The 9,701-nt window shown below is 36.9% G+C and carries 11 protein-coding genes; 5 read left to right on the top strand and 6 right to left on the bottom strand.

Annotation, left to right across the window (positions count from 1 at the left end):
* Positions 1–608 precede the first annotated feature (608 nt).
* Both ABH957_RS21375 and ABH957_RS21370 read left to right on the top strand, forming a co-directional pair.
* A complete protein-coding gene (locus ABH957_RS21375) occupies positions 609–1,292 on the top strand; it encodes an MgtC/SapB family protein (RefSeq protein WP_002034530.1) in 684 nt (227 codons plus the stop codon).
* A gap of 95 nt (positions 1,293–1,387) precedes the next feature.
* The gene (locus ABH957_RS21370; protein WP_002167466.1) at positions 1,388–2,383 is read left to right on the top strand and encodes a potassium channel family protein; all 996 of its coding nucleotides are present in this window, start codon (positions 1,388–1,390) and stop codon (positions 2,381–2,383) included.
* Here ABH957_RS21370 and ABH957_RS21365 read toward each other — a convergent pair.
* The gene (locus ABH957_RS21365; protein ID WP_002131278.1) at positions 2,370–2,783 is read right to left on the bottom strand and encodes a YugN-like family protein; all 414 of its coding nucleotides are present in this window, start codon (positions 2,781–2,783) and stop codon (positions 2,370–2,372) included. The two genes, ABH957_RS21370 and ABH957_RS21365, sit on opposite strands and share 14 nt — an antisense overlap.
* 108 nt (positions 2,784–2,891) lie before the next feature.
* Complete coding sequence (locus tag ABH957_RS21360; RefSeq protein WP_002015845.1) at positions 2,892–4,244, bottom strand: glucose-6-phosphate isomerase; 1,353 nt, start codon at positions 4,242–4,244, stop codon at positions 2,892–2,894.
* 283 nt (positions 4,245–4,527) lie between these two features.
* On the opposite strand from ABH957_RS21360, the gene ABH957_RS21355 reads away from it, so the two are divergent.
* Positions 4,528–4,761 (top strand): DUF378 domain-containing protein, encoded by a 234-nt coding sequence (locus ABH957_RS21355; RefSeq protein WP_002089278.1) that lies wholly within the window; start codon positions 4,528–4,530, stop codon positions 4,759–4,761.
* A 112-nt stretch (positions 4,762–4,873) separates the two neighbouring features.
* Here ABH957_RS21355 and yugI read toward each other — a convergent pair whose 3' ends face one another.
* The 3 genes from yugI to ABH957_RS21340 all read right to left on the bottom strand — a co-directional run bounded on the left by yugI (position 4,874) and on the right by ABH957_RS21340 (position 7,155).
* A complete protein-coding gene (gene yugI, locus ABH957_RS21350; protein WP_002015848.1) occupies positions 4,874–5,218 on the bottom strand; it encodes a S1 domain-containing post-transcriptional regulator GSP13 in 345 nt (114 codons plus the stop codon).
* A gap of 252 nt (positions 5,219–5,470) precedes the next feature.
* A complete protein-coding gene (locus ABH957_RS21345) occupies positions 5,471–6,661 on the bottom strand; it encodes an aminotransferase (protein WP_404441841.1) in 1,191 nt (396 codons plus the stop codon).
* Positions 6,658–7,155, bottom strand: coding sequence for an Lrp/AsnC family transcriptional regulator (locus ABH957_RS21340; RefSeq protein WP_113938635.1), 498 nt, complete (start codon positions 7,153–7,155; stop codon positions 6,658–6,660). The genes ABH957_RS21345 and ABH957_RS21340 overlap by 4 nt, the downstream gene beginning before the upstream one ends.
* 118 nt (positions 7,156–7,273) lie before the next feature.
* On the opposite strand from ABH957_RS21340, the gene ABH957_RS21335 reads away from it, so the two are divergent.
* Both ABH957_RS21335 and ABH957_RS21330 read left to right on the top strand, forming a co-directional pair.
* Positions 7,274–8,266 (top strand): 2-hydroxyacid dehydrogenase, encoded by a 993-nt coding sequence (locus tag ABH957_RS21335; RefSeq protein ID WP_242311063.1) that lies wholly within the window; start codon positions 7,274–7,276, stop codon positions 8,264–8,266.
* A gap of 110 nt (positions 8,267–8,376) precedes the next feature.
* Positions 8,377–9,216 (top strand): alpha/beta fold hydrolase, encoded by an 840-nt coding sequence (locus ABH957_RS21330; RefSeq protein WP_404441847.1) that lies wholly within the window; start codon positions 8,377–8,379, stop codon positions 9,214–9,216.
* Between the two features lie 178 nt (positions 9,217–9,394).
* Here ABH957_RS21330 and ABH957_RS21325 read toward each other — a convergent pair whose 3' ends face one another.
* Complete coding sequence (locus ABH957_RS21325) at positions 9,395–9,646, bottom strand: YugE family protein (RefSeq protein ID WP_002015854.1); 252 nt, start codon at positions 9,644–9,646, stop codon at positions 9,395–9,397.
* Between the last annotated feature and the right edge of the window lie 55 nt (positions 9,647–9,701).

Below are 9,701 nucleotides of genomic sequence, written 5' to 3'. Positions count from 1 at the left end.
ATGTATTAGGCACGCCGCCAGCGTTCATCCTGAGCCAGGATCAAACTCTCCAATAAAGTTAGTTTGTCTAGCATCTAAAAATAAAAATTGACGTTCACGTTGTTTGTTTCGTTCAGTTTTCAAAGAACTTATCTGCCGCTTCAGAAGCGACTTCATCATATTAACATCTTCATTTTTCGATGTCAACTATGTTTTTCAATTTCTTTTTTGTCGTTTTCTGCGTTTCTGCATCAGCGACGTTTATTAATATATCATGTGAAAAAATGAAATGCAACACCTTTTGAAAACTTTTTTGAAACCAACTACATTTCTTTTTTAATATCATATACTTAAACGAAACATCTCTTTCATTTCTAAGTAATTCCTACATATATTCTATAGAAAGTCACTCTGTCAAAAAACGTTTCTTTCTATATAAAGTGAAACTTTAATCAGTGGGGGGTGTTCATCCCCCACTGATTATTAGCCTTCACCAATCGGGCATTTACGGGCAGTCGTCTCCCACCTAACTTTCTCGCATTCGGCGAATTTTGAGGCGGGGCTTACTGCCCGCAAATAGTGGGATAAACGTTTTATTCATATACCATATCATACAAGGAGGAATATACATGGACTACACCGACTTATTAATAAAACTAGGTCTCTCGGCTATTTTAGGATTCGCTATCGGTTTAGAGCGCGAATTAAAACGTAAACCACTCGGCTTAAAAACGTGTTTAGTTATTTCTATTATTAGTTGCCTCCTAACTATTGTTTCTATTAAAGCAGCTTACAACTTACCACATACCGATCATATGAATATGGATCCACTTCGACTTGCCGCTCAAATTGTATCAGGAATTGGGTTTTTAGGTGCCGGTGTAATTTTACGCAGAGGAAACGATAGTATTGCGGGGTTAACGACCGCCGCTATGATTTGGGGTGCTTCTGGCATCGGCATTGCCGTTGGAGCTGGTTTCTATATCGAGGCTATTTTCGGAATGTGTTTCCTTATGATTAGTGTAGAACTTATACCATTAGCGATGAAATACGTCGGTCCTAGATCATTTCGCCAACGTGATATCGCAGTGAAACTCGTTGTACGAAATATGGACAATATCCCGACCGTAATTGAAGAAATAAAAGAAATGGATATAAAAGTTAAGAACATGAAGCTCAAAACATTGGAAAATGGTTCGCACTATTTACATTTAAAATTGTCTATCGATCAAAAAAGACATACTGCTGATGTTTATTATGCTCTTCAGCATCTTGAAAGTGTTCAACAAACTGAAGTTGAAAGTATGTATTAATTATGAAATGAACTCTCTTTTTAATTAGAGAGTTTTTCTTTTTTCTATAATGGTAACAATGAATGTAGTCCTGAAAAGTAAGGAGGAATAGGAACTTGAAATCCCGTCCGAATTTAGTAGATACATTTCGTGATTCCATTATTTTTCGTTTAATTTGTTTTATTATTGTACTTACTACCTTCTCCGGCTTTCTTATACATATATTAGAGCCATCTCACTTCACCACATGGTTCGACGGGGTTTGGTGGTCAATCGTTACCATTTTCACCGTTGGATACGGCGATTTCGCCCCCCATACAACGATAGGAAAACTTATTGGTATATGTATTATTTTATTAGGAACGGGATTTTGTTCTTATTATATGGTTCTATTCGCTACCGACATGATTAATAAACAATATATGAGAATTAAGGGTGAAGCAGCTGCTACCTCTAATGGTCATATGATTATCGTTGGCTGGAATGAGCGTGCAAAACATGTTGTAAAACAAATGCACATATTACAACCGAACCTTGATATCGTTTTAATTGATGAAACACTTTCTTTACTTCCAAAGCCATTTCATCATTTAGAATTTATAAAAGGTTGTCCGCATCATGATCAAACTTTATTAAAAGCTAACATTACAACAGCTCACACTATATTAATAACAGCGGATAAAGAGAAGAACGAAAGCTTAGCAGATACACAGTCCATTTTAAATATTTTAACTGCAAAAGGACTTAATCCAAACATTCACTGCATCGCTGAACTTCTTACTTCTGAACAAATCCAAAATGCAACGAGAGCTGGCGTATCAGAAATTATAGAAGGAAATAAATTAACGAGCTATGTATTTACCGCTTCTCTTTTATTCCCTTCCATTTCAGGTGTACTATTCTCACTTTACGATGAAATCTCTGATAACAAATTACAACTGATGGAGATTCCCCCGTCCTGCACCGGACAATCCTTTGCAAATTGTAGCTATACTCTTTTAAAGCAAAACATTCTCTTACTAGGTGTAAAGCGCGACGAACAATATATGATCAATCCAGTTCATTCTTTCATTCTCATCGAAAGCGACATACTCATCGTTATTCACCATTAAAAAAATGATTTTCTAGTTCTTGTACCAATACTTTACCAATATTGACATACTTTCTTTTCACATCTCCATCTGGATCTTGCGGCTCCGCAAATTGATCCAATCCACTCGTTCCAGCTGTTAAAGCATTAACATTATCATCTAGTTCGTCTTGATATACGTGCGAAAGAATATACGGTGTTTCAAGACGGACTATTACACCAGGCACATCTAGTTCCCCATCCACCGCTGTAAATGGTACGCGTAAAAATTGATACCCTTCTTCTTCGTCGATTTTATAATCAAAGCATCCTTTATCATAATCCCAATTACCGCCAATACTATATCCAAGTGGTTTCATAACCTCTTCTAACTTATATAACGCATATGTACATCCTTCTAATTTTGATTGAATCGGAATCAAGCCCATCCCTCCTAGACTTTTCCTTTAGCATACCCATTCTAGTTTGAATATACCGATGTACCTTTCAATAAAATAATAAAAAGCGACCGGAGACCCGATCGCTTTTCATTATTTTAAACGCTCTTCTAATTCTGCTTTTAATTCTTCAAATCCTGGTTTACCAAGTAAAGCAAACATGTTTTTCTTGTATGCTTCTACTCCTGGTTGGTCAAATGGATTTACGCCTAATAGGTAGCCGCTCATCGCACATGCTTTTTCGAAGAAGTATACAAGGTAACCGAATGTGTACTCATTTAATTCAGGGATGTTTACGATTAAGTTTGGTACTCCGCCATCGCTATGTGCAAGTAATGTACCTTCGTATGCTTTTGTGTTTACGAAGTCTATCGTTTCACCAGCAAGGTAGTTTAATCCATCTAAATCGTTGTCGTCTAATTCGATTTTTAGTTCGTGTGTAGATTTACCTACTTTAAGAACTGTTTCGAATAGGTCACGACGCCCTTCTTGAATGTATTGACCTAATGAGTGTAAGTCAGTTGAGAAGTTTGCTGAAGATGGGAAAATACCTTTTTGATCTTTTCCTTCACTTTCACCAAATAACTGTTTCCACCACTCAGAGAAGTAGTGAAGTGCTGGCTCATAGTTAACAAGCATTTCAATTGTTTTCCCTTTATTATATAGAGCATTACGAACTACTGCGTATTGGTAAGCTGGGTTTTCTTCAAGTTCTGATTTCGCGAAATCATTATGGCCAGCAGCTGCACCTTTCATCATCTCTTCAATGTTTAGGCCACTTACAGCGATTGGCAATAAACCTACTGGTGTTAATACAGAGAAACGACCGCCAACATCATCTGGAATAACGAACGTTTCGTAGCCTTCATTATCAGATAATGTTTTTAAAGCACCGCGCGCTTTATCTGTAGTCGCATAAATACGTTTGCGTGCTTCTTCTTTTCCATACTTTTCTTCTAATAATTTACGGAAAATACGGAATGCGATTGCAGGCTCTGTTGTTGTACCTGATTTGGAAATAACGTTAATAGAAAAGTCTTTACCTTCTAGTACGTCCATTAAATCTTTCATGTAAGTGGAGCTAATGTTTTGTCCAACAAATAGCACTTGTGGAGTTTTACGTTGTTCTTTAGAAAGCGTGTTATAGAAAGAATGGTTTAACATTTCAATTGCTGCGCGTGCTCCTAGGTAAGAACCACCAATACCTACAACAAGTAAAATATCAGAGTCATTTTTAATTTTTTCTGCGCATTTTTGAATGCGAGCGAATTCTTCTTTATCATATTGAAGCGGAAGCTCTACCCACCCAAGGAAATCGTTCCCAGCTCCAGTTTTTTCGTGGATTGCATGATGTGTTACTTTTACTGCATCACGTAAATAAGTTAGTTCATTTTCACCGATGAAGGATAACGCTTTAGAATAGTCGAACGTTACATGTGTACTCATCTTTTTCCCTCCAATTATGTATATGTATTTCTGTATTCACTTTAGCGAAACTAAAGTTGTAAATCAAGCGATTCAGCAATTGTAAACGTAACCATTATTTATTTTTTAGAAAAAGTTCATTTTTTGCATAAAAATTCGGATTTTTCGGTATAGATGTATATACATCGTTTTTCGTACATTTTTCATGTATAAAAACAACAAAACTATACCATTCTATAAAGGAGTTAAATTTTCTTATTAACTCCTTGCTTGCTCACGCTTCACATTAAGGGGGGGACTTTTCATGAGTACCTTGCAACGTATCGCATTAGTCTTCACTGTAATCGGCGCTGTTAACTGGGGACTGATCGGGTTCTTCCAGTTTGACTTAGTAGCGGCTATTTTCGGGGGACAGAAATCAGCTCTTGCACGTATTATTTACGGCATCGTTGGTATTTCTGGGCTTATCAATCTCGGCTTACTATTTAAACCATCCGAGAATCTTGGTACTCACCCAGAAACACATGAAATTCAATAGTCAGTATGTCTTTTTCGCCTCCGACATACGAATATGATTGCATGCAATCATATTTGCAAATATATATATCATAAGTCACAGTAAAAGAGGAACGCTCATATGCGTTCCTCTTTTACTTTATTACCTCCGACTCTTCAATCCATTCCGCTAGCTTTTCTCGCAGTGTATTAAATCCGTTCTCTGATGGATTCGGTATAAGAATTCGTCCTTGCTTTCTTTTCGCCGCTTTTAACGATAAACTCATTTTTCTGTGTTCTTCATCAATTGAAAGTACTTTTACTTCTACTGTATCTCCGACCTTTAAAAAGTCATGAATGTCTTTTACATACCCATTTGTGATTTCAGATATATGCACAAGTCCTTGTGTTTCTGCATCCAAAGCTACAAATGCACCGTAATCTTGAATTCCAGTTACTTTCCCTGTTACAACCACTCCCGTTGTATATTGTTCTGACATGTGAAACACTCCCATACGTTTACCATTTTCTCTACAATTGTAAATAGCAAAGCAGATGTATTTATTGTTAAATATCCGATTAGTGGTAAGTATCCTAAGTAAAACACCGAGGATACTCCCACCTTATATTAGTAAATTATACCACTTTGATAGAACTCATTCAAAATTCACGAAAAAATTTCCTGTAATACGTATAATTCTCCAATATTAGGATAGAATACTAACACATGGCTTTCTAGTATTCCCCCCCTTTTATGGACAAAACGTATTGTGTTTTGTCCTTTTTTTATTCTCTATGAACCGTTCCATTCTCTTCATTGCTTCCATAAGTTGCTCAAGCGATGTTGCATATGAACAACGAATAAATCCTTCACCACTCCCGCCAAACACATTTCCAGGAACAACAGCCACTTTTTCTTCTAATAATAATTGTTCTGCAAATTCTGCTGAAGATAGTCCGGTTGAAGCTATAGAAGGGAAGACATAAAATGCCCCGCCTGGCACATGACATGTTAAGCCCATTTCATTGAAAGATGTCGTCATAAAGTTACGACGCTTTTTATAGCTATCTCTCATTCGAATTACTTCATCATTTCCTCCGCGTAATGCTTCAAGCGCTGCAAATTGAGACATCGTTGGTGCACACATCATTGAATACTGGTGGATTTTGAGCATTAATTCTGAAAATTGAACAGGGGCTGCAATCATCCCAAGACGCCATCCCGTCATGGCAAACCCTTTTGAAAACCCTGAAATTAAAATCGTATGGTCACGCATATTTTTAATACTCGCGAAACTCGTATATGCTTCGTCGTATACGAGCTCTGCATAAATTTCATCCGATAACACGATTAAATTATACTTCTCAACAATAACAGCTAGCTTTTCTAATTCGGATTTATTTAACATTGCGCCTGTTGGGTTATTGGGAGAACAAAGTAATATTGCCTTTGTTTTCGTTGTAATAGCTGCTTCAATTTGATCTGGCTGTACTTTAAATTCAGCTTCTAATGAAGTCGCCACTGGAACTGGGACCCCGCCCGCTAACGTAACAAGCGGTGCATACGAAACGAAACTTGGTTCAATAATAAGTATTTCATCATCAGGGTTTACAATAGCACGCATCGCTACATCTAGCGCTTGACTCGCTCCAACTGTAACAATGATTTCATCATTCGGATCATAAGATACTGCAAATTGTTTTTTTAGATACTTTGCTATTTCTTGACGGAGCTCCAATAATCCTGCATTTGCTGTATATGACGTATATCCTTGTTCTAAAGAACGAATACATGCTTGCCTTACATTCCAAGGTGTAACAAAGTCAGGCTCTCCTACTCCAAGAGAAATAACACCTTTCATATTTGCTGCTAAATCGAAAAACTTTCGAATACCAGATGGTTGTAAAGATTCTGCCGTTCTAGATAGTTCAAATTGCTTCATGGTGTCACCACAATGCGCTTATCATCATCGTTTTTTTCGTAAATAATTCCCTCATGTTTATACTTCTTCAAAATGAAATGCGTTGTTGTAGAAACGACAGATTCAATTGTTGCTAATTTCTCAGAAACAAACATCGCTACTTCTCCCATCGTCTTTCCTTCTAATGTAATAGAAAGATCGTATGTCCCTGACATTAAATACGCAGATTTTACTTCTGAATAACGATAAATTTGTTCAGCTACTGCATCAAAACCGACACCACGCTTCGGTGTAACTTTCACATCAATCATCGCCGTTAAACCAGTATGTTCTTTCACTTTTGTCCAATCGATATGTGTTACATAGTCCACGATAATCTTTTCACTTTCTAATTTCGTAACCATTTTTTTCGCTTCTTCTACTTCTATATTTAACAACTTCGCTAATGTATCTACAGATAAACGACTATTCTTTTCAAGACAAGCTAATAATTCCAATTCTTTCTCTGTCACCATATAAATCATCCTTCCTTTTCTGTTGTGTCTAAATTATACAAATACCCTTTCCAGTTTGAAAAGAAGATTTTTTTAGTGAATTATGTCAAAATAAAGTGAAACTTTAATCAGCGGAAAAATGCGTGATAAAGCGAAAGGGGATGGAACCGTGAAACCAAAAGTATATATTGCCGAACCAGTTCCAACATTTGTAGAAAACTATTTATCAGAACACTGTGATTTCGAAAAATGGGATCAAGATGAGAAGGTACCTCGTGATGTTCTATTAGAGAAAATACAAGATAAAGATGGTTTATTAAATTTTGGATCTGCTATTAATGAAGAATTATTAGAAGCGGCTCCTAACTTAAAAGTAGTAAGCAACATTTCTGTCGGTTACGATAATTTTGATTTACAAGCGATGGAAAAGCGAAATGTCATCGGAACGAATACACCATACGTACTAGATGATACAGTAGCCGACCTTGTTTTCGCTCTTATGTTATCTGCCGGTCGCCGTGTTTGTGAACTCGACTCCTACGTGAAAAATGGTGAATGGAACGCTGAAATTGGAAAAGAACACTTCGGACTAGATGTACACCATAGTACAATCGGTATTATCGGAATGGGACGCATTGGTGAAGCTGTCGCAAAACGAGCGAAATTCGGATTTGATATGAATGTTCTTTATTATAACCGTCGCCGTAAAGAAGAAGCAGAGCAAAAATTCGATGCTACATATTGTGATTTACAGACGCTACTAAAACAATCTGACTTTATTGTCCTTCTTACTCCACTAACAGATGAAACATATCATCTTATTGGAGAAAAGGAATTTTCATTAATGAAAGAAACTGCAATCTTCATTAATGCTTCTCGCGGAAAAACAGTAGATGAAGAAGCGTTAATCCATGCATTAACAGAAAAGAAAATCTTTGCAGCGGGCATCGATACTTTTACACAAGAGCCGATTCAAAAAGATAATCCGCTCTTATCATTACAAAATGTTGTGACTTTACCGCACATTGGGTCTGCAACTTTAAAAACTAGGCAGCAAATGGCAATGACAGCTGCTGAAAATTTAGTTGCAGGGTTACAAGGAGAAACACCGCCTAATATTGTTCGCAGATAATAATGAATAAACGAAAGGCAAGATGACATCGTCATCTTGCCTTTTTTTGTTAACATATTTTGTTTCTTGCGGGGAGATGATATGAACAAAAATCAATGGAGTGACAAAAAATGAACCATGAATGCAAATGCCCTTACTTCACTTTTTCCACTCGCGGGACTACTATTCATTACGAATTGTATGAACATAATACTAAAAAAGAACGACCTACTTTCGTACTCGTTCACGGCTTCCTCTCTTCCTCATTTAGCTATCGACGACTCATTCCTTTACTAACAAAGGAAGGTACAGTAATTGCCCTTGATTTACCACCATTCGGAAAAAGTGATAAATCTCATCTCTTTAAATATTCTTATCACAATTTAGCAGCTATTATTATCGATTTAATCGAACATTTATCTCTCTCGAATATTGTACTAGTTGGCCATTCTATGGGCGGACAAATTTCACTCTTTGTAAACCGACTACGCCCTGAATTAATTTCAAAGACGATTTTACTATGTAGCTCTAGTTATTTAGCACGCGCAAACTTACCTTTACTGTACTCCTCTTATTTACCATTCTTCCACTTATACGTGAAGAACTGGATTATTCGAAGGGGCATCGTCCATAACTTAATGAATGTCGTTCATGACCATTCATTAATTGACAATGAAATGATGGAAGGCTATGCTGCTCCTTTTTATGATGATCGTATATTCCCTGCTTTAACTCGAATGATAAGAGACCGTGAAGGTGACTTATCTTCAACTGAATTACAAAAAATCGAAACCCCAGTATTACTCATTTGGGGTGAAAAAGATCGCGTCGTCCCTGTACATGTAGGACACCGTCTCCATAAGGACCTACCTAATTCAACTTTCATTTCTTACGAAAATACAGGGCACCTACTACCTGAAGAAAAGCCAGATCATGTTTATGAAGAAATTATTACGTTTGCGGCGCAATAAAGTGAAGCTTTAATCCGTGGGGGTTTTTACGGGCAGTTTGATTTCTCGCCTAACCTCTTTGCTTCAACCGAATTTTGAGGCGGGAGTCTTACTGCCCGCAAATAGCGGGATAAAGTGAAGCTTTAATCCATCCTCACAAATGAAAATAAACAAAAAGGCTGTCGTAAATTCCGACAGCCTATAATGAACAACTTCCGCCTTCTTTTAGTACGAGTAACTCTACTGCTAATTTTTCGCATTTTTCAAGTGCAGGTACTTCTTCAAAAGACATAAAGTATATATGTTGAATCTTCTTTGCGATGTATTTCGGATCATCAAACACACTTACGACGTTTACAACATCGCTCGCTTCTGTTTCATAAAACTCCGGCCCCATTTGAAACGGATCCCAATTTTTCACAACCTCAATCATTTTGTCATATGCACCCATCTGCTTCCCGCCTTTTCACTTTTTAATGCTTTTCTTTATCGTATCACATCAGCTA

Source organism: Bacillus sp. RC242, assembly GCF_044908245.1.
Lineage (GTDB): Bacteria > Bacillota > Bacilli > Bacillales > Bacillaceae_G > Bacillus_A > Bacillus_A mycoides.
The sequence above is the reverse complement of the archived record's forward strand: the minus strand, read 5'-3'. Positions and strand labels throughout refer to the sequence as shown.